Raw genomic sequence first — 23,494 nt, forward strand, 5'->3', positions numbered from 1 at the left:
CCCCGTACGGGGGCCCGCATCCGCCGGGGTCGTGCCGGGCGCCGCGGGCCGGTGAACCTTTGAGGTCACAGCACTAGACCGGCTCCAACCGCCACCACTGTGCCGGTGAGTCCGTGTCCTCGCACTGGCGGGCCAGGCCCTCCTGGTCCGCCTCCAGCGGTAGACCGCTGATACAGGCGATCAGGGAGACCACACCGGGATCGTCGAGGTGCTCCTCGACGATCCACTCCTGCGCGCCGAAGGCGTTCGGCCGCCACACCTGGACGCGGGTACCGCTCTGCGTCGATGCGTTCGCGACGTCCAGCCGCTTGTCGTTGTGGACGCTGACGATGTGGACGATCCCGCCCCCGCTGTGGACGGGGGAGACCCGCCACTGCCGGGCGGCCGGGGGCGCGGGCGGGGCGTCGGCGCCCACGCCCACCCGGGTGCTGCCCTCCAGCCGGAGCAGCAGACCACTGGCTACGTTGCGGATCCGGTAGATCCCGTCGGGGACGCTCATCCGCGGCTCAGACGTCGAAGACGGCCGGGTCCGGCCCGATCCGACGGGCCGAGGGGCCGCGGCCCAGGGCGTTGAGCGCGGCCATGTCGGCGGCGACCAGCTCGAAGCCGAAGACGTCCATGTTCTCCCGGATGCGCGACGGCGTCACGGACTTCGGGATCACGACGTTCCCGAGCTGAAGGTGCCAGCGCAGCACCACCTGGGCCGCGGACCGCCCGTGCTTGGCGGCGACCTCGGTGACCGCCGGAAGCGTCAGCAGCTCCTTGCCCTGGCCGAGCGGCGACCACGCTTCGGTCGTGATGCCGAGCCGGGCGTGCAGGGCGCGCAACTCCTCCTGCGGGAAGAGGGGGTGCAGTTCGATCTGGTTCACGGCCGGGACGAGCGGGCTCACGGCACCGAGCCGCTCCAGGTCGGCCGGGCGGAAGTTGGACACGCCGACGGCGCGGGCCCGTCCGCTCGCCGCGATCTCCTCGAAGGTCTTCCAGATGGTGAGGAAGTCCTCGCGCATCGGGCGCGGCCAGTGGATCAGGTACAGGTCGATGTGCGTGAGGCCCAGCTTGGCGAGGGAGTCGTCGAAGGCGCGCAGCACGTCGTCCCGGCGCCAGGTGCGGGACGGCCCGTTCCACAGCTTGGTGGTGACGAACAGCTCCTCGCGCGGCACCCCGGCCGCCGCGATGGCCTTGCCGGTGCCCCGCTCGTTGCGGTAGATGGCCGCCGTGTCGATGCTCCGGTAGCCCGCCTCCAGCGCGGTCCCGACGGCCCGTTCCGCCTCGTCGTCCGGTACCTGCCAGACTCCGAACCCGAGCTGGGGCATGAGCGTGCCGTTGTTGAGCTTGATGGCGGGGACCTGGTTCACGTCGTGCCGTTCCTCGGATGGTGGTCGGAGCGCCTACGGAAGTACGGGGTATGGAGTACGGGGTGCCACAACCGGCCCGTCGGCCGACGTATTCCCGCCAACCGGGGACGGCTCGCGGCCAGCCGTCACGACGTACCCAGATAGGCCTGCCGCACGAGCGGATCGGCCCGGACCTCGGCGGGCGTGCCCTCGGCGAGGACCGTTCCGAGGTCCAGTACGACCACCCGCGCGCAGAGGTCCATCACGAAGGCCACGTCGTGCTCCACCAGCAGCACTCCGCACCCCTCCTCTACGGCGAGCCGCCGGACGACCGCGGCGAGCTGTTCGCGCTCGGGGGCCGCCAGCCCGGACGCGGGCTCGTCCAGCAGCAGGACCCGCGGCGGATCGGCCACGGCCCGGGCCAGTTCCACCATCCGGGCCTGACCGACCGGCAGTCTGCCGGCGTACGCAGTCCCCAGTGCGCCGATCCCGCAGGACGCGAGCACCCGCGCGCCCCGCTCCCGGCGCTCCCGCTCCCGCCGGCGGCGGGCCGGGAACCCGATGAGGTCGGCGGCGAGGCCACCCCCACCCCCGCGCCACTCCTGCGCGACGAGCACGTTGTCGGCCACGCTGAGCTGCCCGAACAGCTGCTGCCGTTGGAAGGTCCGGCGCATCCCGTGCCGGGCCCGCCAGACGGGTGAGCGGCGGGTGATGTCCGAGCCGTCCAGCAGCATCCGCCCCCGGTCGGGCCGCCGGATGCCGGACAGCACGTCGAACAGCGTGGTCTTCCCCGCCCCGTTCGGCCCGATCAGCCCGCACACCTCGCCGGCCCGGACCCCGAGGTCCACCCCGGTCAGGGCCCTGACCCCGCCGAACCGGACACTGATCCCGCAGGCCTCCAGCACGTAGCCGCTCACGTCGCTGCTCACCCCGCCGCTCACCCCGCCGTCCCCAGGTAGGTCTCGGTGAGCCGGTCGACGTCCACCTCGGAGCGCGGACCGCACCAGGACACCCGGCCCCGGGAGAGGTAGGCGACGGTGTCGGCGATGCCGAGGATCCCCGCGGCCTTCTCCTCCACCAGCAGCAGCGCGGTCCCGGCGTCCCGGAGCTCGCCGAGCAGCCCGTACACCTCGTCGGCGATGCGGGGCGCGAGACCGAGCGAGGGTTCGTCGGCGATCAGCACCCCGGGCGGCCGTTGCAGCAGCGGGGCGAGCGCCAGCAGCTGCTGCTCCCCACCGGACAGGGCCCCGGCGGCCACCCCGCGCCGCTCCCGCAGCCGCGGGAACCGCGCGTACACGGCGTCCCGTTCGTCGGCGTCCCTCAGGTACAGCGCCAGGTTCTCCTCGATGCTGAGCGAGGGGAAGATCCCCCGCCCCTCGGGAGCGAGCAACACCCCGTCCCGCGCCCGCCGTACGGGCCCGTCCCCCGTCACGTCCCGCCCGCCCACGCAGATCCGTCCGCCCTCGACGGGCAGCAGCCCGGCGGCCACTCGACAAGCGGTGCTCTTCCCGGCCCCGTTGGGCCCGAGCACCGCGAGCAGCTCCCCCTTGCGTACGACGAGGTCCACTCCGTGCAGCACCGTTCCCCCGCCGTACCCGGCCCGTACCCCCTTCAACGCGAGGGCGACGTCCGTCCCGTGCGGCGTTCGGAGCGCGCGGGTCCGGGCGTCGGCCGTCGTGGCCGGGGTCCGGTGCCGGGCCCCGCCTCCGGTAGGGGCGGGGGCGGGGACGGGAACGGGCCGCGCTGGGCCCGTGGCCGTGGCCCGCCGCCCGGTGATCCGCGCAGGAACGGCGGCGCAGTATCCGTCCGGATCGTTGGCCAATGCCAAGCCCGCCCATCCGAAAAGGATCACCGGCAGGTACGCCGACCCCGTCACCCAGTCGGCCAGCAGCCGCGGAGCCACCGCGTACACCACCCCCGCTACCACCGCGTACTGCGGCCTGCGCACCCCCGCGGCCACCACGACGGCCAGCCACACCAATCCCGTCATCGCCGTGAAGTCCGTCGCCGTGATCCGGGTGTTGTACGAGGCGAGCAGCACGCCCCCGAACCCCGCCAGCCCCGCCGACAACGTGAACAACATCAGTTTCGTGCGCAGTACGGACACGCCCGAGGCCATCGCAGCCGCCGGCGCCGACCGTACGGCCAGCATCGCCCGCCCCGACGGCGAGTTCCGCAGGGCGCTCAGTCCCGCGGCCACGGCGGCGACGAGCACGACCAGAGCCACCCCCAGCGCCCGGTCGTCGCCCAGGTCCACCGGTCCGACCACGGGCCGGGGGATCGACCACCCCGAGTCCCCGTTCCGCAGCCACCGCAACTGGAAGAGGACCTGGTCCGCCAGGAAGGCCAGGGCCAGCGTCGCCAGCGCCAGCGACCTTCCCCCCAGTCGCAGCGCCGGCAGGGCGACCAGCGCCCCGAGCAGCGCCGCTCCGCACGTCCCCACCGCCAGCGCGGCCACGAACGGCCAGCCGTGGCTCATCAGCAGTCCGGCCACCAGTGCGGCCCCCGTCACGAAGGTGCCCTGCGCCAGTGACACCATCGCCCCGAGCCCGGTGACGACCGTGAAGGACATGAACACCAGGGCGACGGCCATTGCCTGCGCGAGCAGCCCGCTCCAGAAGGGCGTGGTCACGGTGTAGAAGGCGACGCACAGCAAACCCGCCGCCGCTGCCCACGCTCCCCACCGCCGCGCCCACGAGGCACCGGCCAGGGGATCGGCGGGTGCGTCGTCCGCGGCTGCGGTTCCCGCCGTCCGCGCCCGCCGGGTCAGTACCAGCAGTCCGCCGAAAAGGATCAGGAACGGCACCGCCGTCCGGAACCCCGTGATCCGTTCGGCGAACGACGCGTACCCGGCCACCAGGTTCTGCAGCACGCCCAGTCCCAGTCCGCCCGCGAACGCGAGCGGCACGGACGCGAAGCGCCCGATCACCGCGGCCGTCGCCGAAACGAACAGGAACAGGGTGAAGTCGTGCGCCGACAGCCCCAGCAGCGGCGTTGCCAGGACCCCCGCCAGGCCCGCCAACGCGGACGCGATCACCCAGGCCACCGATGACAGCCGGTCGGCGCTGATCCCGCGCAGCTCGGTGAGGGTTCGGTTGTCGACGGCCGCCCGCAGGTGCAGCCCCAGCCGCGTGTGCCGCATCAGTACCCACAGGGCCACCGCCACCAGCGCGGTGACCAGCCAGGTGATCAGCTGGTCGGAGTCGATGCCGACGCCCTCCGCGAGCTGCCAGGACCGTGCGGGGCTCGGCCCCACGCCCGGCAGCCCGAACTGGTTCTCCGCGGGCTTAACGGGCACGCCCGCGTCCCCCAGCAGTTCCACGGCCCACAGTCCGGCCGCCGGCAGGGCCACCAACAGTCCGATGGTGGCCACGATCTGCGCCGTCTCGCCGACGCGTGCGAGCCGCCGGAACATCAGCCGGTCCAGTCCCCAGCCGAGCCCGGGTGCCAGTACGCACACCACCAACAGGGCCGCCCAGAGCGCCGGCCACCCCAGCCCGGAGTGGACCTCGTAGAAGGTCAGCGCACCCAGGTAGGCGGTGGCCCCGTGCGCGAAGTTGAACAGCCCGGACGCCGAGTACGAGAGCACCAGCCCGGTGGCGAGCAGTGCGTACAGGGCGCCGGAGACCAGGCCGCTCAGGACGAAGACGAGCAGATCCCCCATGGCGCTGGCCTTAGGCGAAGGGGATCGGCTGGCGGCACGCGAAGGGGACGGAGACCTCGTACGCCCCGTTCCTCAGCTGGACGAGCGCCCCGCAGCCGAAGCTGTCCTTCTGGCCCTTGGGCTCCGCCCGGTCGCCGACGAGGGTGCCGGAGTCGGAGTAGGTCTGGGCGGCGGCCTGGAAGGACTCGACGGTCAGTTCCTTGCCCGCCTTCTGCGCGATCGAGACGAACAGGTCGGCCGACATGTATCCGGTGAGCGTGTGCATGCTGAGCGGTACGTCCTTTCCACCGGCCGCCGCCTTGACGTCGGCCTTGAAGCGGGCCATCTGCGGGTCCGTCGACTCGAAGGGCTGGAACTGCAGCAGGACGTGCACCCCGTCGAGGGCCTGCCTGGTGGCGTCCTTGGCGAGCAGTCCGGGGTCGTAGTCGGTCGGATCGGTGAGGAGCCCCCGGTAGCCGCTGCGCTTGAGCGCGGTGAACAGGCCGATGTTGTTCGGGGTCTGCATGACCGAGACGACGGCGTCGGGGGCCTTGCCGTCGTTGCTCTCCAGGATTTCCTTCACGTACGCGGACCAGTCGCTGGGCACGGCCGTTGCGGGTACGGAGGCCTTGGCGTAGGCGACGTCGAACCCAGCTCCGGCGAAGCCCTGTTGGAAGGTGCGGATACCGAACTTCCCGGCGTCGCTGTCGTTGGCGATGATCGCGACCGACTTGCCCCGCGCGCCGCCGAGGAGCCGGCCGATGCCCTCGGGCCAGGTCTGGTTGAGGGTGCCCCCCGGGGAGGGGACCAGGCAGCCGTTGAAACCGTAGATGTATTTGGGGCCGCAGAAGGACGGCAGGGTGCCCCAGCCGAAGGTGGGGACCTTCTCCTGCTCCAGGAAGTCGGCGCCGGAGAAGGTGACCGAGCTCATGGGGGAGACCGCGAAGACCTTGTCCTGTTGGACGAGCTTGCGGGCGGCGGCCATGTTCTTGGCGGGGTCCTGCCCGTCGTCCTCCGCGCCCAGGTAGTCGATCCTGCGGCCGTTGATCCCGCCCTCGGCGTTGGCCCGCATGTACCGGGCCCTGGCGCCGAGATCGGTGTCCTTCTTGCTGTACCCGCTGGCCGAGGTCATGGAGACGATGCCGCCGACCTTGATCGAGTCGACGGTCACGCCGCGGGAGTTCCCAGTGGCCCCGGAACCGCCCCCGACGGAGGAGCGGGAGGCGGAGTTGCAGGCGGAGACGAGCGCGAGTGCCGCCGCCACGGTGGCCAGGGCGCGGGTCGATCGCAACATGTGTGGGATCCCCTCCGGTCGGAATCCCCGCATTCTGTGTGCGACCTGACGCATCGTCAATATTGCTGACAGAGGTTGGTTGACGGAGTGTCAGTTCTCTGTGTGGGGGGCGTCAGGGCTGGTAGAGGGCCGCCACCTCGTTCGCGTACGCCTTCTCGATCGCCCGTCGCTTCAGCTTCAACGAGGGTGTCAGCAGGCCCCGTTCCTCCGTGAACTGTTCCGGCAGCACCCGGAAGGTGCGAATCCCCTCGGCCTGTGAGACGAGGGTGTTCGCGGCGACCACCGCCCGTCGGACCTCGGCGGTCAGGTCCGGGTCGTGGATCAGCTGCGCCGCCGGTAGCTGCGGGCGTCCGCGCATCGACAGCCAGTGCGCGATGCCCTCCGGGTCCAGCGTGAGCAGGGCCGCCACGTACGGCCGGTCGTTGCCCACCAGCACGCACTGCGCGACCAGCGGGTGCGAACGGACCCGTTCCTCAAGGGCGGTCGGCGAGACGCTCTTGCCGTTGGAGGTCACCAGGATCTCCTTCTTGCGCCCCGTGATGGTGAGATAGCCGTCCTCGTCCAGTCGCCCCAGGTCCCCGGTCGCCAGCCAACCGCCGCGCAAGACCTCCTCCGTGGCGCGGGGGTCGTTCAAGTACCCGGCGAAGACGTGGCCGCCGCTCAGCCAGACCTCCCCGTCGTCGGCGACGTACACCGCAGTGCCCGGGATCGGCCGGCCCACCGTGCCGTACTTCGTCGCGCCCGGCGGGTTGGCGGTGGCCGCCGCGCAGGACTCGGTCAGGCCGTATCCCTCGAAGATGGTGATCCCGGCCCCATCGAAGAACAGCCCGAGCCAGCGCGACATCGCGGACCCGCCCGACATGGCGTGCCGCACCCGGCCGCCCATCGCCTCGCGGACCTTCCCGTACACCAGCTTCTCGAAGAGCTGGTGCTCCATGCGCAGCGCGGCCGAGGGGCCGGGCCCGACACCGAACGCCTTCTCCTCCCGCGCCTGCGCGTACCGTACGGCCGTCTCGACCGCCCGCTCGAAGGGGCCCGTACGCCCCTCGGCCTCCGCCTTGCGGCGGGCCGCCGCGAACACCTTCTCGAACACGTACGGGACCCCCAGCACGAAGGTCGGCCGGAACGCGGCGAGGTCCGGCAGCAACTCGGCCGCCGCCAGCACCGGCTGGTGCCCGAGCTTGACCCGCGCCCGGACCGCCGCCACCTCCACCATCCGCCCGAAGACGTGGGCGAGCGGCAGGAACAGCAGGGTGGACGGCCGTTCCTCCGGCCCGGCCTGGAAGACCGACTCCCAGCGGGCCACCATCGTGTCGGCCTCGTACATGAAGTTGCCGTGGGTGAGCACACAGCCCTTGGGACGTCCGGTGGTCCCCGAGGTGTAGATGACGGTGGCCGTGGCATCGGGGGTGACCGCCCGGCGGTGCCGGTGCACCAGGTCCTCGGACACCCCGCGGCCGTCCGCGACCAGCGCATCGACGGCCCCGGCATCGAGCTGCCACAGCCGCCGCAGGTGCGGAAGCTGCTCGATGGCCGACCCGACGGTCATGGCCTGGTCCTCGTTCTCGACGACACAGGCCGCGCACTCGGAGTCCTGGAGGATCCACTGCACCTGCTCGGTGGAGGACGTCGGGTAGACGGGGACGGGCTCCGCACCGATCGCCCACAGGGCGAAGTCGAACAGGGTCCACTCGTACCGGGTACGGGACATCACGGCGACCCGCTCCCCGAACCGCACCCCCTGCGCCAGCAGCCCCCGGGCGAGCGCGAGCACCTCGGCGGCGAACTCCCCGGAGCTCACGTCCCGCCAGACCCCGCCCTCCTTGCGCCCGAGCACGATCCGGCCGGGGTCCTCCTGAGCGTGCCGGAAGACGGCGTCGGCGAGTCCGCCGACAGGTGCCGCCGTGACGACGGGTGGGACGGTGATCTCGCGCAAGCCCCGCTCCTCTCCGCGCAGCGCGGCGACGCTACCCCCACGCCTTCCCGCGGCCGATCACCACGAGAAGACCTCCACAAGACCTCCCCAGGCCTCCCGGCGGAGCCGAGGACGGGCGGGGCCCCCCCCGGGGCTCTGCCCGCGACGCCGGGCGCCTCAAACGCGCCGGCCCCCGGCGGGACGGGGCCCGCGACGGCCTACCCGCCCGGAACGAAGGAATCCAGAGCCGCGTCGAAGTGGCTCCTGGCCTCGGCGAGCCGGCCGACGGGCGCGGACACCCACACGTCGTACATGCGCCCCTCCTCGTCCCAGCAGACGTCGAAGGTGTGCCGGGCGCCCTCGGAACGGGTGAAACCGTCCCAGGTGAACTCCCAGAGCGCGGCCGGCAGTCCGTTGTGGGTGGTCGCGACCACCGTGCCGTCGCGGTAGCCGGGGTTGGTCGCCGGGCCGTTCGCGTCGGAGAGCTGCATGACGCCTACCGGCCCGCCAGACACCTTCGGCTGCACCTTGATGCCGATGCGGAAGGCCCCGTCCGGCGACACGTAGAAGACCCGCTCGTCGTCCGTGGTGCGCTGGAAACCGTTGGGCACGGCGAGCCGGAAGCCCTGCGGGTCGGACGCAAGTCGGTACCCGGCCGGCGCGGGCGCGGGCTCGGGCGCGGACCTCGGCGGCGAAGGCGCCGGTGCGGCGGGGGTGGGCTTACCCGAGGGATTGGCGGCCCGGGCGGCCGGAACGCCCGTACCCGCCGAGTCCGAGGCGGCGGGCCCGCCGGACGTCGTCCCCCCGGCCCGGTCCGCCGTCCGCTCACCGAATCGCAGGGTGACGGTCACGGCGCCGGCCACCGCGACGACGACGAGCGCGACGATCAGCGCCGCGCGTACGGCCGGCCGGAGCTGCTCGGCCCCCACCCCAGGAGTGCCGGCCGGCTGGGTGACGTGTTCGGTCGGCGCGTAGCCGGGCGGGACCGCGCCGGCTCCGGTGGCGGCGCCGGACGCGGTCCGGGGCGCCAGGGGTGGCGGAGCCGGCGCGGTCGGCGCGGTCGGACCGGTCGGACCGGGAATCCGGTCGGTGAGGGGGACCCTCCCGGTGGCCATGTACGCCGAGAGCAGTCGTTCGGCCTCTGCGGCCCCCATCCGCCGTGCGGGGTCGCGTTCCAACAGCCCGCGGATGACCGGGACCAGCGGCCCTGCCTGCGCCGGCGGCCGGATCTCGTCGTACACCACGGCGTGCAGGACTCCACCGAGTGAATCGCGGTGGAAGGGCGACGTGCCGGTGAGCGCCGCGCACAGCAGCGTTCCGAGCGACCACAGGTCCGATGCGGGCCCCGCGACGGCTCCCTGCATGCGCTCGGGCGAGGTGTACTCCGGCGAGCCAACGAAAGCGCCCGTCTCGCTGATGGTGGTGGCCCCGGCGAGGCGGGCGATGCCGAAGTCGGTGAGCACCGCCCGGCCGGTCGCCGCCTCCAGGAGGACGTTGGCCGGCTTGACGTCGCGGTGGAGGACTCCGCGGGCGTGGGCCGCGGTCAGCGCACCGAGCAGCGCGAGCCCCATCCGGGCTGTCTCGGCGGGCCCCAGCGGTCCTTCGGAGGCGAGCCGGTCGGCGAGCGAGCAGCCGTCCACGAGTTCCATCACGATGTGCGGGCGCCCGTCGTGCTCCACGACGTCATGGACCACGACGACGTGCGGATGCTTGACCTGCGCGACGGTCCGGGCCTCCCGCAGGGCGGCCGTGGTGTTCGACCCGTCGTCGACGTGGAGTTCCTTGACGGCGACGGCACGCCCCAGCAGTTCGTCGGTGGCCCGCCAGACGGTGCCCATGCCCCCTCTGCCCAACCGCTTTTCCAGGCGGTAACGCCCGGCGATCACGGTGCTGTTGCGCAGCTCGTCGTGCGACACGTTGCTTCCCCTCCGAACCGTGGAGGCCATGATGCCGCACAAACGCACCCGTCCCCGGCGCCGTGGTTGCCCCTCCGACGCCACGACGGCCCCACGACCGGCCCATCACGCCCCGGAAACGCGAAAGAACCCCCATCGAAATGGTTCGGACCACTGTTGGTGGACCGGCACCCTGCTTGTCCATGGCGGGCGAGCGGAACGGGTTGCCTTCGGCGGGGGTTGCCCAGGGACCGGGCGCTGCACCGGCGCCGGGCGGTAGGTGTCCATCGCGATGACCTGAGGTGCGCTGCTTTCCCTTGCGGTCCGCTTCGCCGGTGCTGACTCCGTGCTTTGGGAACTGTCACCATTGGTCACGCCGCTGCCCAGAAACGCAAAAAACCCCAGATGAACTGGGGTTCCTGCTGGTGTCCGAGGGGGGACTTGAACCCCCACGCCCGATAAAGGGCACTAGCACCTCAAGCTAGCGCGTCTGCCATTCCGCCACCCGGACTAGGTGATCGGCCCCGGTCTCCCGCGGCGACAAGGACAACAATAGCAAAGGATCGGCGTGCTTCCGACCAGGTATTCGGCCCGGGCCGCTCGCTGACCTGCGGGCATGTCCCCGATGGTCGGGCGAGACCCGGCGTCTCGTAGCTCGGCGGCGCGTTGCGACGCGCTCGCCGTTGAGCCGGTCGCCGTCGCGCTGACATGCGTACGGGTGTAGTACGGCCCGCAGCGCGCGGTGGCTTCCCCACCCGGGCGCCGGCCGGGCCGATACGGCCAGCGGTCGTAACTCCGGCTGGTGCTGGTGCTGGTCGTCGGCCGGCTGCGCGCGCTGGCAGCCGAGGGCCGTCGCAGCCCGGGCTGCACGGCGACTACGGGCAGCGGATGACCTGGCCGGCGTAGGAGAGGTTGCCGCCGAACCCGAAGAGGAGGACCGGGGCGCCGGAAGGGATCTCGCCGCGCTCGACCAGCTTCGAGAGGGCCAGCGGGATGCTGGCGGCGGAGGTGTTCCCGGAGTCGACGACATCGCGCGCCACGACCGCGTTGACCGCGCCGATCTTGGCGGCGAGCGGCTCGATGATCCGCAGGTTCGCCTGGTGCAGGACGACGGCGGCCAGCTCCTCGGGGGTGACACCGGCCTTCTCGCACACCTTGCGGGCGAGCGGCGGAAGCTGGCTGGTGGTCCAGCGGTAGACGGACTGGCCCTCCTGGGCGAAGACCGGCGGGGAGCCCTCGATCCGGACAGCGTGGCCCATCTCGGGGACCGAACCCCACAGGACCGGGCCGATGCCCGGCTCCTGGCAGGCCTCGACCACGGCCGCGCCCGCACCGTCGCCGGTCAGCACGCAGGTGGTGCGGTCGGTCCAGTCGGTGATCTCGGTCATCTTGTCGGCGCCGATGACCAGGGCGCGGGTGGCGGAGCCGGCCCGGATCGCGTGGTCGGCGGTGGCCAGGGCGTGGGTGAAGCCCGAGCAGACGACGTTGAGGTCCATGACGGCGGGGCCGGCGCCCATGCCCAACCTGGCCGCGACTCGGGCGGCCATGTTGGGCGAACGGTCGATCGCGGTCGAGGTGGCCACCAGGACGAGGTCGATGTCGTCGGGGGTCAGGCCGGCACTCGCCAGGGCCTTGCCGGCGGCGTGGTAGGCGAGCTCGTCCACCGGTTCGTCGGGACCCGCCACGTGCCGGGTCTTGATGCCGACCCGGGAGCGGATCCATGCGTCGTTGGTGTCGACCATGGCCGCGAGGTCCTCGTTGGTGAGCACTTTCGCGGGCTGGTAGTGCCCTAGCGCCACCACTCGTGAACCGGTCATGGGCGGGGTCCCCCCTCGTACGACAGTCAGGATTACCCAGCCTGACCGGCTACCGGTGGGTACAGGTGCACGTAACCCAACAGGATTACCTGCCATGAATTTGGAGATTCCGGAGGATCCTGCTGCCGGGAGCGTCACGGAGCGGCAATCCGCGAGAATGGGCCCGTGAGCTGCACGACGGAGTGCGCGACGAGAACGGAACGGGCGGGCTGATCAGCATGGGACGGGTCACCGAGCGCCGTCGTGTCATCCGGGTGCGCAACGGGGTGACCGGAGTCCGCCCCGACACCCTCGTCACGGAGGAGCCGCTGGAGATACGTCTGGGCGGCAAGCCCCTCGCCATCACGATGCGCACCCCCGGTGACGACTTCGCGCTGGCCGTGGGCTTCCTGGTGAGCGAGGGTGTGCTCGGCTCCGCCTCCGACGTGCAGGCCGTGACCTACTGCGAGGGTGCGACGCAGGACGGCTCGAACACCTACAACGTCGTGAACGTCCAGTTGGCTCCGGGGGTTCCGCTGCCTGACATCACGCTCGAACGGAACGTCTACACCACCTCCTCGTGCGGCCTGTGCGGGAAGGCCAGCCTGGAGGCGGTGCGCACGGCGACCCGATTCCCGCTCCCACGGACCACAGCCGGGGCCGGTGCCGGGGGTGAGGCCGACACCGGTGCCCTCCGCATCCCCGTGGGGCTCCTCGGGGAACTGCCGGACCGTCTCCGCGCGGCGCAGAAGGTCTTCGACCGTACCGGCGCCCTGCACGCCGCAGGACTGTTCTCGCTCCAGGGCGAGCTGCTGGACCTGCGCGAGGACGTCGGTCGGCACAACGCCGTGGACAAGATCGTCGGTCGGGCGCTGCAGGCCGGCCGCCTCCCGCTGAACGACGCCGTCCTGCTGGTGTCGGGCCGGGCCTCCTTCGAGCTCGCGCAGAAGGCCGTGATGGCCGGCATTCCGATCCTGGCCGCCGTCTCGGCCCCGTCCTCACTGGCGGTGGACCTGGCACTGGAGTCGGGCCTGACCCTCATCGGCTTCCTGCGCGGGCCGAACATGAACGTCTACGCCGGCGAGGACCGCATCGTCTTCTAGCCGGGCCCGGTCGTCAAAGCCTCGCCCGGCTCCACTGTGACGGCGGGGCCTAACGGCTCCGGCGGTTTCGGCGTCCTGCGGTGGCCTTGGACTTCGGCTTCGGTTCCGGTTCCGGCGGATCGATGCGGTGCAGGTCCAAGGTGGCCGGGACCGGGGTGACGCCCGGTCCGCCGGACTCCGCCCAGGCGATGACCTCGTCCGTCGCGGTGTCGTCCAGGGCCCAGCCGAACCAGGCCGCGCGGGCACCTCGGCGGCGCGCCTCGCTGGTGGGCTGCACCACGATGACGTTGGCCTGCGCGCACGGGCCGAGGCAGTCGCTCGTACGGACGGCCAGCCGGCCTGCCGAGGCGGCGGCGGCCTCGCGCAGCCGAGCCAGCTGACCGGCGTGGTCGGAGCCGGGGTTCTTGCGGGGGTCCCCGCAACAGCAACCGCGGCAGACCACGAGGGTGCAGGGGCGTTCGGCGTGGGCGGCGAGCGGGCGTATCCAGGTCACCGCCGCACGTTACCGGGCCTGCGGGGCGGGGTGTTGGGCCCCGGGCGAGACCTCCACCACACGTCCGGTGCAGAGTTCGTCGCCCGCTCCCGGCCCGGCGTCCCGCGCACGACGGCGCGCCAGCACCGCGCACACCATCAGTTGCATCTGGTGGAACAGCATCAGCGGCAGCACCGCCAGACCCGCCTGGGCCCCGAACAGCACGCTGGCCATGGGGAGTCCGGCCGCGAGGCTCTTCTTCGACCCGGCGAACTGGATGGCGATCCGGTCCGCACGACCGAACCCGAGCCGCCGGGCCCCGTACCAGCTGACCAGGAGCATGACGGTGAGAAGGACGGCTTCCACCACCATCAGGGCGCCCAGGCGCGGGGCGCTGACCTGGTGCCAGATCCCGGCGGCCGTGCCCGCGCTGAAGGCGCAGTAGACGACGAGCAGGATCGAGCCGCGATCGACGTGACCCAGGACCCTCTTCCTGCGGACCAGGAATCCGCGGACCCGGGGGCGCAGTGCCTGCCCCAGCAGGAAGGGCAGCAGAAGCTGGAGGGCGATCTTGAGGAGGGAGTCGGGGGAGAAGCCGCCCGCACGGTTGCCGAGCAGGCCGGCGGCGAGGAGCGGGGTGAGGACGGTGCTGGCCAGGCTGGAGAAGGAACCGGCACAGATCGCCGCGGGGACGTTCCCGCGGGCGATCGAGGTGAAGGCGATGGAGGACTGGACGGTCGAGGGGACCAGGCACAGGAAGAGCAGCCCGCTGTAGAGCGGGGGCGTGAGGAACCAGGGCACCAGACCCCCGGCGGCCAGCCCGAGCAGCGGAAAGAGGACGAAGGTGCAGACCAGCACGGTGAGGTGGAGCCGCCAGTGGCGCAGGCCGTCCACGGCCTGTCGGGTGGAGAGCCGGGCGCCGTAGAGGAAGAAGAGCAGGGCCACGGCCGCGGTGGTGACGCCCTCGGCGACAGAGGCGGCCGGGCCGCGCGCGGGCAGCAGGGCAGCCAGACCGACGGTGCCGAGGAGGGCCAGGACGTACGGGTCCAGGGGCAGCCGGGCGGGGAGGTACGGGCGACGCATGCGCGGGGGCTCACTTGCTGCTCGGGTGGATGGGTGGATGGGTGCACGGGTGCAAGGGCTCTCCGGTGCGCCGGTGCTGTTCTCATCGTCGGGGTCCCGCCGGTGATCGGGAAAGCCGTATACCGGACTTACTGCCATCGCATATCTCGATAACCGTGCCACGATGGGAGCCATGAGAGTCACGGAGGTCACGGAGGTCACGGGAGTCACGGGAGCCATGTACGACCCCGCCCAGTTGCGTACGTTCCTCACGGTGGCGCAGACGCTCAGCTTCACCCAGGCCGCGGGCAGGCTCGGCGTACGGCAGTCCACGGTCAGCCAGCACGTGCGACGCCTGGAGCAGGTGACGGGCCGGTCGCTCTTCCTCCGGGACACGCACAGCGTGGAGCTGACGGAGGACGGCGAGGCACTGCTGGGCTTCGCCCGGACGATCCTGGAGGCGCACGAGCGGGCGGCGGCCCACTTCGCCGGGACGCGGCTGCGCGGGCGGCTGCGGTTCGGGGCGTCGGAGGACTTCGTGCTGACCCGGCTGCCGGAGATCCTCGAAGACTTCCGGCACGAGCATCCAGAGGTGGAGTTGGAGCTGTCGGTCGAGCTGTCCGGGACCCTGCACGAACGGCTGGACGCGGGACGGCTCGATCTCGTACTGGCCAAGCGCCGCGGCCCGGGGGACGAGCGGGGCCGGCTGGTGTGGCGGGACAGGATGGTGTGGATCGGGGCGGAGGGGCTGCGGGTGGACCCGGACCGGCCGGTGCCGCTCATCGTCTTTCCGCCGCCGGGGATCACCCGGGCCCGGGCGTTGGAGGTGCTGGAGCGGGACGGGCGGGAGTGGCGGATCGCGTGCACGAGCGGAAGCCTGAGCGGCCTGATCGCGGCGGCGCGGGCAGGGCTGGGCGTGATGGCCCACACGCGAGGGCTGATCCCGCCGGGGCTGGTACGGGTGGCGGGCCTCCCGGACTTGGGGTCGGTGGAGTTCGCGTTGCTGCGGGGGGAACGGGTGCCGGCGGCGGCGGAGGCATTGGCCGCAGCGATCCTCTCGGGCGCGGACCGACTCACCCGCGCGGGCTGACTCCCCGCCACCCGCGCGGGCGTTGTGCACCGTTGGCCCAGCTCCGGGGAGCGTGCCCCCGTCCGGCGAGCGCGCTCGTCCGTCGCCCACGCCCACGATGAGGCGCGTGGCCACCACTGAAGGCCGGAAGCGCGCCAGTAGGCTGCGACCGGACCACCCGCCCATGGCCGAGGAGCATCTGCATGACCTACCGACTGAGGACGATCGGCCGCGACGAACACTTGGCGTTCGTCGAAGGCCTGCCTTCGGTGAGTCACATGCAGGTTCCGTCTTGGGGTGCGGTGAAACCGGACTGGCGCGCGGAGAGCCTCGGATGGATCGACGAGGCGGACCAGATCGTCGGGGTGGCCCTCGTCCTCTACCGGCCGCTGCCGAAGCTCAAGCGCTACCTCGCCTACCTGCCCGAAGGCCCGGTCATCGACTGGTACGACACCGACCTCGGCCGGTGGTTGCGGCCACTGCTCGCCCACCTCAAGGCGCAGGGCGCGTTCACGGTGAAGATGGGACCGCCCGTCATCGCACGCCGCTGGGACGCGCCCACGGTCAAGGCCGCGATCGCCGATCCGCAGGCCCACCGACTCGGCGAGGTTGAGGCCACCACCCAGGACCCCAGGGCCTTCGAGCTCATGGAACGACTGAGGGGCATGGGCTGGCAGCAGTCCGGTGGCAGCAGCGAGGAGGGATTCGCTGCCGGTCAGCCGCGCTACGTCTTCCAGCTCTCCCTCGCAGACCGCTCACTGGAGGAGATCCAGAGCGGCCTCAACCAGCTGTGGCGCCGCAACGTCAGGAAGGCCGAGAAGGCGGGTGTCAAAGTCCTGCGGGGCGGATACGACGACCTGGCCAGCTTCTACGAGCTCTACGCCGAGACCGCTGTCCGCGATCAGTTCATCGCCCGCCCGCTGGAGTACTTCCAGCGCATGTGGAAGGCACTGACCGCAGAGCACCCCGACCGCATGCGCCTCTACCTCGCCGAACACGAAGGGGACGTGCTGGCCGCCGCCACCATGCTCACCGTCGGCCAACACGTCTGGTATTCCTACGGAGCCTCCACCAGTCGCAAGCGCGAGGTCCAACCCAACAACGCCATCCAGTGGCAGATGATCCGCGACGCCCACACCCTCGGTGCGAGTGTCTACGACTTCCGCGGTACCACCGACACCTTGAACGAGAGCAACCACCTGCTCGGCCTCCTCCGCTTCAAGGTCGGCACCGGCGGACAGGCAGTCGAGTACGTCGGCGAGTGGGACTTCCCGCTCAACAAACTGCTGCACAGAGCCCTCGACCTGTACATGGCACGGCGCTGACGACGTCCCTGCGTTCCGTGCGCGACGCCGGCTGACGCGCGCCGATCACGCGACCCCTTCGGGGTGGGTCAGGTGCTCAGGATCACCAGGCCTTCGCCCGTGGGGAGGCTGCCAGGGGTGAGGGGGCCGAAGGTGAGGGGGAGGGCGAGGCGGGGCGGGCCGGTTTCCGGGAGGGGGTCGAAGAAGTAGGCGGCCTCCGTGGTGGTGTCGCTGACCAGGTGGGGGCCGGCCGGAGAGGCCGTGGAGGCCGTGGAGCGGGTCAGCGGGGTGCGGAAGAGCCTGCGGAAGTGGCGCAGGGTCTCCGGGGTGACGTGGGACCGCCGCGGCGCATGGGTGACCACCGGGGCATCCCGGCTCTGCGTGGCATCCGGTGCGTCCGGCGGGATCACGCCCGACAGGAGCAGGGCGAGGAGCACCGGGACGGCCTTGCGGCGCAGCGCCTCCATGGCTTCGGGCAGCCGGTGGGCATGGGGTGCGGGCAGGGACAGTGCGAGGCTTCCGGCGGCGTCCCCGGTGGTGATCGGGACCGCCGAGCACACGACGCCGGGGGAGTATTCCCGCAGGTCGAAGACTGGTGCGCCCGGAGCCAGCGCGTCGAGGGTGGTGAACAGGACCTGGCTGTCGGTGATCGTCCGCGGGGTGAGCCGCGCCGGCCGGTGGGAGGCGACGTGATCGCGTCGGCGGTCGGGATCGAGCCGGGTCAGCAGGCATGTGCCGACGGCGCTGGCGTGCGCGGTGGCCTTGAAGTCCACCCACTCCTGCACCGGCGGTGTCCCGGGGCCGTCGGCGTACCCGCTCAGGTACACCGCGCCGCCGGCGCCCGCGCTGTCCCGGGCCAGGGCGAGGGCGCTCTGGAGCTGGGTGGCCAGGCCGCCGCCGGGGGAGCCGAGCCTGTCGAGGGCGGGCCCGCGCGCGTACACGCCCGTGCCGGGCCGGTAGGCGTACTCCTCCTCGCAGAGCATCGCCAGCAGCGGTCGCAGTTCCGTTTCGGCCAGGTCGGCTTCCCTCCGGAGCTGGCAGGCCCGCACGCCCAGCGGATGCCTTTCGAGGATCCGTACGACGGCCAACGCGCGCCGCGCCTGCGCCAGGGCCTCGCCCGTGCCGGAGCGGACGGTGCCTGGGCGCGCTGCCGCGTGCGACGTCGGGCGCGGCACCGGGACCGGGCCGGCGGCCCGCTGCACGGGCTCGGCCGGTACCGGGGGCGGTGGTCGGAACTCGGCCAGTACCGCGGGCAGCCCCGGCCTCGGCAGCGGCACCGGGCCCAGATCGGGGTCGTCGGGCTGGTCGACGTAGCGCAGGACGGCTGCCTGTGTGCACAGCCGCACCTCGCGGAGGTCCCGGTGGCCGCTCGGGCGGTAGCCGCGCCGGCCCAGTTCGCGCGCCCAGACCCGGGCGTCGTGGTGCTCCCCCCGACGGGAGTGGTCGAGGAAGAGGCAGTACGCGGCGGGCGCGGTCCGCGTCCGCCCGGAGCCGGCGGCGAACTGCCACCAGAAGCGGGCACCGTCGCGCAGTCCGGCCACGTGCAGCAGGCAGCCGAAGACGACGGACCCGGCCAGGTCGGTGTGCCCGCTCTCGATGAAGGCCGTGAGCTGCGGCTGGGCCGCCGGGGCGGACACGACGGCCAGGCAGACGGCTTTGAGGTCGTGGCGGGCCCGTTCGGAGTCGAGCGGGCAGTCCCGTGCGGGGTCGCTCCAGGCGTGGGCCCGGCGTCGGGGGGGCGCCGGGAGGGCCTGGAGGCGGGAGGCGCGTACGAGCCGGGCCTCGGCAGCGCCCAGGTCGTAGTGCGGGTACCGGTCGCGGACGCCAGCCCGGGCGAGGAACTCGGCAAGGGAGCGGCGGGTGGCGTCGTCGCCGTGCTCCTCCTTGCCGTCACGCGGCCTCATGATTCGGCGGAGGTTTCGAGCAGGCGGGCGAGGCGCCGGTGGGCTTGGCCGAGCTGCGAGCGGACGGTGGCCTCGTCCACGCCCATGACCGAGGCCGCCTCACCGGGGGTGCACTGGAGTCCGTAGCGCAGGAGCACGGCGTCGCGCTGGCGCTCGGCGAGCCGGGAGACGGCGGAATAGAAGCGGATGGTGTCGGTCAGCACGGCGTACCGGTCGGCGTGGGCTTCCTTGAGGGCGGCTTCGAACGCGCTGATGTCCATCGGTCGGGGCCAGGTGCAGCGCCGATGGGCCCGGTCGACCAGCCGCTGCTTGAGGATGGTCCACGCGTAGGCGTCGAGCCGGTCCATGTGGAGCATGCGTAACCACTCGTTCATGATCGAGTCGAAGGTGGCGTCGACCGCGTCCTCGGCAGCCGCGTCGGAGCCCAGCTGCAGATAGGCGAAGCGCATGTAGGAGGGCCGCCGGTTGGCGTGGAAGGCCCAGTACGACAGGCGTGCGGTCGGGGTCCACTGACTCATGGGCGTCGGCTGCCGCCGTCGGCTGGGCAGTCCCACGGCCCCGCCGGACTCCTCTGGTCCGCCATCGCTCACCGCTCCACCTCACCTCGTCCCTGTGCGCGCACAGCCTGGCAGTGCCGGCGCACTCGGGGAACAGGGAAGAGAGACGTCGAAAGATTACGTTCGGTGATGATCGGCACGTGACAGACTTCGACCGCGTACGGGCCCAGTGGGTGCGTACGCATATGCCGGCGCCATGCGGGGCCGCTGTGCACCGGCGGACGCGGTACGACCAGCCAGGATCGCAGCCCCGCAGGCCGGCCCGCCACTCGGTCCAACGGTTGTTCGGGGAGCGTTCACCCGCCCGACCCTGCCCGACCGGCCGCCCGCCCCCGCCCGCCCGTGGGCTTCCGCCGACGGTCAGGCGTCCCTCCCGGACCCGTCCGGCGTCGCTGCCGGAGGGGCCGACCGGCCGAACCCCGGACGGCGGTCCGGGGTGATCCGCTCCCGCTGTAGCATGGGCCCACTGCGAGGGCCGTGACGGAGAGGTCACTTCCCTCGCTTTTGCGTTACGTCCACCCCAGACAAATGCGGCGCGTGGCCTTTCGGCGGTTCGATACGATGAACCGCATCACAATCCGTCACGTCACGTTGTCACCGCATATATGAAATGGAGCATCCGAGGATGGCTCGACACCTGGTCACCAGCGCGCTTCCGTACATCAACGGGATCAAGCACCTGGGCAACATGGTCGGGTCGATGCTTCCGGCGGATGTGTACTCCCGGTACCTCCGCCAGCGCGGCCACGACGTCCTGTACATCTGCGCCACCGACGAGCACGGCACTCCCGCCGAGCTCGCCGCCAAGGAGGCCGGCCTTTCGGTCTCCGAGTTCTGCGCGCAGGCCCACGACGCCCAGAAGGCGGTCTACGACGGCTTCGAGCTGTCCTTCGACTACTTCGGCCGCAGCTCCTCGCAGCAGAACGCCGAGATCACCCAGCACTTCGCGCGTCAGCTCCAGAAGAACGGCTTCATCGAGGAGCGGGCGATCCGGCAGGTCTACTCGCCGGTCGACGGCCGCTTCCTGCCGGACCGTTACGTCGAGGGCACCTGCCCCCACTGTGGCTACGACAAGGCCCGCGGTGACCAGTGCGAGAACTGCACCCGTGTCCTGGACCCCACCGACCTGATCGAGCCCCGCTCGGCGATCTCCGGCTCCACCGAGCTGGAGGTCCGCGAGACCAAGCACCTCTTCCTCCTGCAGTCCAAGCTCCAGGTCGAGGTCGAGGGCTGGGTCGCGCACCACGAGGAGGAGTGGCCGCAGCTGGCGTCCTCCATCGCCCGCAAGTGGCTGACCGAGGGCCTGCACGACCGTGCGATCACCCGCGACCTCGACTGGGGCGTCCCCGTCCCGGCCGACACCTGGCCCGAGCTGGCCGCCGAGGGCAAGGTCTTCTACGTCTGGTTCGACGCCCCGATCGAGTACATCGCCTCCACCAAGGAATGGGCGGACGCGGACCCGGCCGGCCGCGACTACAAGTCCTGGTGGTACGAGGCCGAGGACGTGCGCTACACGCAGTTCATGGCCAAGGACAACGTCCCCTTCCACACGGTGATGTTCCCGGCCACCGAGCTGGGCACCCGCGAGCCGTGGAAGAAGGTCGACTACGTCAAGGCCTTCAACTGGCTGACGTACTACGGCGGCAAGTTCTCCACCTCGCAGAAGCGCGGCGTCTTCACCGACCAGGCGCTGGAGATCCTCCCGGCCGACTACTGGCGCTACTTCCTCATCGCGAACGCCCCCGAGTCCGACGACTCGTCGTTCACCTGGGAGCACTTCACCGCCACGGTCAACAAGGACCTCGCCGACACCCTCGGTAACTTCGTCAACCGTGTGCTGTCCTTCTCGCGCAAGCGGTTCGGCGACGACGTTCCGGCGGGCAACCCGGCCGGCGAGGTCGAGGCCAAGCTCGGCGAGCAGATCGCCGAACTGCTGGCCGAGTACGAGGGCCACATGGAGACGCTCCAGTACCGCAAGGCCGCGGCCGCGCTGCGCGCCCTGTGGTCGGCCGGCAACTCCTACCTCGAGGAGAAGGCCCCCTGGCTCGAAATCAAGACCGACCCGGAGGGCGCGGCACTCACGCTGCGCACCGCGATGAACCTCATCCACCTCTACTCGGTGGTCTCCGAGCCGTTCATCCCCGCCTCGGCGCGCGCCATGCGCTCGGCGTTCGCGCTCGCCGACGACACGGCGACGTGGGTCGCCCCGGAGCAGGCCCGGTCGCTGGACGCGGTTGCGGCGGGGACGCCTTTCACCGTCCCGCCGGTGCTCTTCGCGAAGATCACCGAGGAGGACCTGGAGTCCTACCGCGAGCGCTTCGGCGGTTCCGAGGCGGGCTGACGCCGGGAGCCCGCACTCCGGGCCCGCCGCGAACTCCGTGAGGGGCGCGACCTGTAGGGGTCGCGCCCCTCACGCGTACCTCGGACAGGCCGAGTCGTGCGTCGCGGTCCGCCCTCCGCGCCCACCCCACCCCACCCCACCCCACCCCGCCTCGCCAGCGGGCTGGCTGGTCGTCCTGGTCGGGGCGGCCCTGTTCTTCTTCGCCCCCGCGGGCCATGAGCTGGGGTTCGTGGCCACCGGCCCGGCCCTCTCCCCGAGTTGACTTCCGCCGACCCTGAGGCGCGTGCAGCGTATCGAAGCGCCGTCGTGATCGTTTCTTCCATTGGAACCCTCACACCCCCCCCGCTACCGCTGGGGGTGCCCCGGCGGAACGGGAGGACGCGCGGTGACCGCTTGGCAGTACCTCGCCGGAGCGGGCCTGACAGCGGTGCTGTGCCCGCTGCACGGCCACGTGGCGGTCGCGGACGACGGCAGTGGCCACGGAGGCCGGGTCGACGTCTGTGTGCCGGCCGGGCGGCCGGGGCCGCCCGCGGCCGTCCCCTCCGCGTCCCGGCCCTCCGTCCGGGCCGTCGTGCCCGGCGCCCAGCGGCCCACGGTGCACCACCCCGGGCGGAGCCCGGCACGGGCCGTCGCCGACCTGCCGGTGCCGACGCCGAAGGCGAGGGCCGCGGGACCGGAGCCCGTGGCGCCCGCGCCGGGTCCCGGAGCGACATCGGGGCCGGTGGCGGCCGAAGCGACCGCCCCGCCCCGAGCCGTAGCCGTGGCCGCGCCCGGGACCGCCTTCCACGTGCGCCCGTACCACTCAAGGGCCCTGGAGCGGCACGGCCCGGGCGGCCTGTCCACCGTGATGCTCATGGTCGTCGTCACCACCCCGGCCGTGCTCGCCGCCGCCGCCCTGCGGCCTCGGTCCAAGAGCTGCGGCTGACCCCCCCCGCATCCGTCCACCGATCCGTCCACCGATCCACCAACGGGAGAACCCTCGTGTCCGAATGGCTGGTCCTGGCCGTCGCCATGGCACTCGTCTGCGCCCTCGTCCTCGCCTTCACCGCGCTCCGGCACCGCCGGGTCGCCGAGGACGAGGACACCAGCGAGACCCCCGACGTCATCGAGTACATGACGATGATGGTGGGGGTGGTCTACGCGATCGTGCTCGGCCTGGCCATCGCAGGTGTGTGGGAGGCGCGCGGCGCCGCCGAGGACAGCGTGCGCCGCGAGGCCCAGTCGCTGTACGAGGTCACCCAGCGCGCCGACGTCTACCCGGGGCCCGTCCGCGACCGGATCCGCGGTGAGGTGGACGCGTACGTCTCCCACACCGTCGCCGTGGACTGGCCGCGGCTGACCTCGGGTGAGGGCGCGTCGACCGAGGGCGCCGAGCTGCTCGGCAAGCTGCGCAGCGACGTCACCCACCAGAGCCCGGCCAACGAGCTCCAGGCGCAGGCCTACCAGCCGCTGCTGGACCACATCGCAGCCGCCGACGACGCCCGCCACTCGCGCATGCAGGCCGACGAGTCGACCCTGCCGGGCGTGGTGTGGTTCGGACTGCTGGTCGGCGGGGTGGTCACGGTCGGGCTGATCTTCACGCTGCAGATCCGCCGATCCGGCCGGGAGCTGCTGTTGGCCGGGCTGTTCAGTGCGCTGATCGTGTTCCTGCTGTTCATGGTGTGGAGCTTCGACGCGCCCTACGGCCGGGAAGGAATCGATTCCGCGGCCCCCTTCCAGGACCTGTTCCCCAAGGTGGCGCTCGCGGCCGGACACTGAGGGCTTGAGGGACTGGTGGCCGGGCGGGTCGGCTCGGTTCACCGGTC

Annotated in this window: 18 protein-coding genes and 1 tRNA gene; 6 read left to right on the forward strand and 13 right to left on the reverse strand. The window is 72.1% G+C overall.

Annotated elements, in window-relative coordinates; genetic code table 11:
* Positions 1-73 precede the first annotated feature (73 nt).
* The 9 genes from ABZZ20_RS21630 to ABZZ20_RS21670 all read right to left on the reverse strand — a co-directional run bounded on the left by ABZZ20_RS21630 (position 74) and on the right by ABZZ20_RS21670 (position 11,898).
* Entirely contained in the window at positions 74-499 is a 426-nt protein-coding gene (locus ABZZ20_RS21630; protein ID WP_356871882.1) for an RICIN domain-containing protein, read from the reverse strand.
* A gap of 7 nt (positions 500-506) precedes the next feature.
* The gene (locus tag ABZZ20_RS21635; protein WP_356871884.1) at positions 507-1,355 is read right to left on the reverse strand and encodes an aldo/keto reductase; all 849 of its coding nucleotides are present in this window, start codon (positions 1,353-1,355) and stop codon (positions 507-509) included.
* 125 nt (positions 1,356-1,480) lie between these two features.
* Entirely contained in the window at positions 1,481-2,263 is a 783-nt protein-coding gene (locus ABZZ20_RS21640; RefSeq protein ID WP_356871886.1) for an ABC transporter ATP-binding protein, read from the reverse strand.
* Between the two features lie 8 nt (positions 2,264-2,271).
* Positions 2,272-4,998: an ATP-binding cassette domain-containing protein gene (locus ABZZ20_RS21645; RefSeq protein WP_356871888.1), complete on the reverse strand. Its 2,727-nt coding sequence runs from the start codon at positions 4,996-4,998 to the stop codon at positions 2,272-2,274.
* Positions 4,999-5,008: 10 nt separating this feature from the next.
* Positions 5,009-6,271 (reverse strand): ABC transporter substrate-binding protein, encoded by a 1,263-nt coding sequence (locus tag ABZZ20_RS21650; protein WP_356871890.1) that lies wholly within the window; start codon positions 6,269-6,271, stop codon positions 5,009-5,011.
* A 112-nt stretch (positions 6,272-6,383) separates the two neighbouring features.
* Complete coding sequence (locus ABZZ20_RS21655; RefSeq protein ID WP_356871892.1) at positions 6,384-8,207, reverse strand: long-chain fatty acid--CoA ligase; 1,824 nt, start codon at positions 8,205-8,207, stop codon at positions 6,384-6,386.
* A gap of 197 nt (positions 8,208-8,404) precedes the next feature.
* A complete protein-coding gene (locus ABZZ20_RS21660; RefSeq protein WP_356872127.1) occupies positions 8,405-10,024 on the reverse strand; it encodes a serine/threonine-protein kinase in 1,620 nt (539 codons plus the stop codon).
* A 480-nt stretch (positions 10,025-10,504) separates the two neighbouring features.
* A tRNA-Leu gene (locus tag ABZZ20_RS21665) sits at positions 10,505-10,592 on the reverse strand.
* 364 nt (positions 10,593-10,956) lie between these two features.
* The gene (locus ABZZ20_RS21670) at positions 10,957-11,898 is read right to left on the reverse strand and encodes a beta-ketoacyl-ACP synthase III (protein ID WP_356871894.1); all 942 of its coding nucleotides are present in this window, start codon (positions 11,896-11,898) and stop codon (positions 10,957-10,959) included.
* A 218-nt stretch (positions 11,899-12,116) separates the two neighbouring features.
* Here ABZZ20_RS21670 and fdhD point away from each other — a divergent pair, with 218 nt between their 5' ends.
* Entirely contained in the window at positions 12,117-12,980 is an 864-nt protein-coding gene (gene fdhD / locus ABZZ20_RS21675; RefSeq protein ID WP_356872129.1) for a formate dehydrogenase accessory sulfurtransferase FdhD, read from the forward strand.
* Between the two features lie 49 nt (positions 12,981-13,029).
* Here the strand turns inward: fdhD and ABZZ20_RS21680 are convergent, their stop codons facing one another.
* Together ABZZ20_RS21680 and ABZZ20_RS21685 are read right to left on the reverse strand one after the other, a co-directional pair.
* Complete coding sequence (locus ABZZ20_RS21680) at positions 13,030-13,473, reverse strand: (2Fe-2S) ferredoxin domain-containing protein (RefSeq protein ID WP_356871896.1); 444 nt, start codon at positions 13,471-13,473, stop codon at positions 13,030-13,032.
* Between the two features lie 9 nt (positions 13,474-13,482).
* Entirely contained in the window at positions 13,483-14,535 is a 1,053-nt protein-coding gene (locus tag ABZZ20_RS21685) for a bile acid:sodium symporter family protein (protein WP_356871898.1), read from the reverse strand.
* A 217-nt stretch (positions 14,536-14,752) separates the two neighbouring features.
* On the opposite strand from ABZZ20_RS21685, the gene ABZZ20_RS21690 reads away from it, so the two are divergent.
* Both ABZZ20_RS21690 and ABZZ20_RS21695 read left to right on the forward strand, forming a co-directional pair.
* Complete coding sequence (locus ABZZ20_RS21690) at positions 14,753-15,604, forward strand: LysR substrate-binding domain-containing protein (RefSeq protein ID WP_356872131.1); 852 nt, start codon at positions 14,753-14,755, stop codon at positions 15,602-15,604.
* Between the two features lie 182 nt (positions 15,605-15,786).
* Positions 15,787-16,908, forward strand: a complete 1,122-nt coding sequence (locus tag ABZZ20_RS21695) for a peptidoglycan bridge formation glycyltransferase FemA/FemB family protein (protein WP_356871900.1) — start codon at positions 15,787-15,789, stop codon at positions 16,906-16,908.
* Positions 16,909-16,976: 68 nt separating this feature from the next.
* On the opposite strand, the gene ABZZ20_RS21700 is transcribed toward ABZZ20_RS21695, so the two are convergent.
* The gene (locus ABZZ20_RS21700; protein WP_356871902.1) at positions 16,977-18,791 is read right to left on the reverse strand and encodes an IclR family transcriptional regulator C-terminal domain-containing protein; all 1,815 of its coding nucleotides are present in this window, start codon (positions 18,789-18,791) and stop codon (positions 16,977-16,979) included.
* Positions 18,788-19,309, reverse strand: coding sequence for a sigma factor-like helix-turn-helix DNA-binding protein (locus ABZZ20_RS21705; protein WP_356871904.1), 522 nt, complete (start codon positions 19,307-19,309; stop codon positions 18,788-18,790). Before ABZZ20_RS21705 ends, ABZZ20_RS21700 begins: the two co-directional genes overlap by 4 nt.
* A 664-nt stretch (positions 19,310-19,973) precedes the next feature.
* On the opposite strand from ABZZ20_RS21705, the gene metG reads away from it, so the two are divergent.
* The 3 genes from metG (at position 19,974) to ABZZ20_RS21720 (ending at position 23,447) form a co-directional block, all read left to right on the forward strand.
* The gene (gene metG / locus ABZZ20_RS21710; protein ID WP_356871906.1) at positions 19,974-21,689 is read left to right on the forward strand and encodes a methionine--tRNA ligase; all 1,716 of its coding nucleotides are present in this window, start codon (positions 19,974-19,976) and stop codon (positions 21,687-21,689) included.
* A gap of 385 nt (positions 21,690-22,074) precedes the next feature.
* Positions 22,075-22,614 (forward strand): hypothetical protein, encoded by a 540-nt coding sequence (locus ABZZ20_RS21715; RefSeq protein WP_356871908.1) that lies wholly within the window; start codon positions 22,075-22,077, stop codon positions 22,612-22,614.
* A gap of 56 nt (positions 22,615-22,670) precedes the next feature.
* The gene (locus tag ABZZ20_RS21720) at positions 22,671-23,447 is read left to right on the forward strand and encodes a hypothetical protein (protein WP_356871910.1); all 777 of its coding nucleotides are present in this window, start codon (positions 22,671-22,673) and stop codon (positions 23,445-23,447) included.
* The last annotated feature ends 47 nt before the right edge of the window (positions 23,448-23,494 follow it).

Origin of the sequence: Streptomyces sp. NPDC006430 (genome assembly GCF_040612395.1) — a bacterium.
Classification (GTDB): domain Bacteria; phylum Actinomycetota; class Actinomycetes; order Streptomycetales; family Streptomycetaceae; genus Streptomyces.

Coding starts and splice junctions, on each gene's coding strand:
- ABZZ20_RS21630 (WP_356871882.1), bottom strand. CDS start 499: ATGAGCGTCCCCGACGGGATCTACCGGATCCGCAACGTAGCCAGTGGT.
- ABZZ20_RS21645 (WP_356871888.1), bottom strand. CDS start 4,998: ATGGGGGATCTGCTCGTCTTCGTCCTGAGCGGCCTGGTCTCCGGCGCC.
- ABZZ20_RS21650 (WP_356871890.1), bottom strand. CDS start 6,271: ATGTTGCGATCGACCCGCGCCCTGGCCACCGTGGCGGCGGCACTCGCG.
- ABZZ20_RS21660 (WP_356872127.1), bottom strand. CDS start 10,024: ATGGGCACCGTCTGGCGGGCCACCGACGAACTGCTGGGGCGTGCCGTC.
- ABZZ20_RS21670 (WP_356871894.1), bottom strand. CDS start 11,898: ATGACCGGTTCACGAGTGGTGGCGCTAGGGCACTACCAGCCCGCGAAA.
- fdhD (WP_356872129.1), top strand. CDS start 12,117: ATGGGACGGGTCACCGAGCGCCGTCGTGTCATCCGGGTGCGCAACGGG.
- ABZZ20_RS21685 (WP_356871898.1), bottom strand. CDS start 14,535: ATGCGTCGCCCGTACCTCCCCGCCCGGCTGCCCCTGGACCCGTACGTC.
- ABZZ20_RS21690 (WP_356872131.1), top strand. CDS start 14,753: ATGTACGACCCCGCCCAGTTGCGTACGTTCCTCACGGTGGCGCAGACG.
- ABZZ20_RS21695 (WP_356871900.1), top strand. CDS start 15,787: ATGACCTACCGACTGAGGACGATCGGCCGCGACGAACACTTGGCGTTC.
- ABZZ20_RS21700 (WP_356871902.1), bottom strand. CDS start 18,791: ATGAGGCCGCGTGACGGCAAGGAGGAGCACGGCGACGACGCCACCCGC.
- ABZZ20_RS21705 (WP_356871904.1), bottom strand. CDS start 19,309: ATGAGTCAGTGGACCCCGACCGCACGCCTGTCGTACTGGGCCTTCCAC.
- metG (WP_356871906.1), top strand. CDS start 19,974: ATGGCTCGACACCTGGTCACCAGCGCGCTTCCGTACATCAACGGGATC.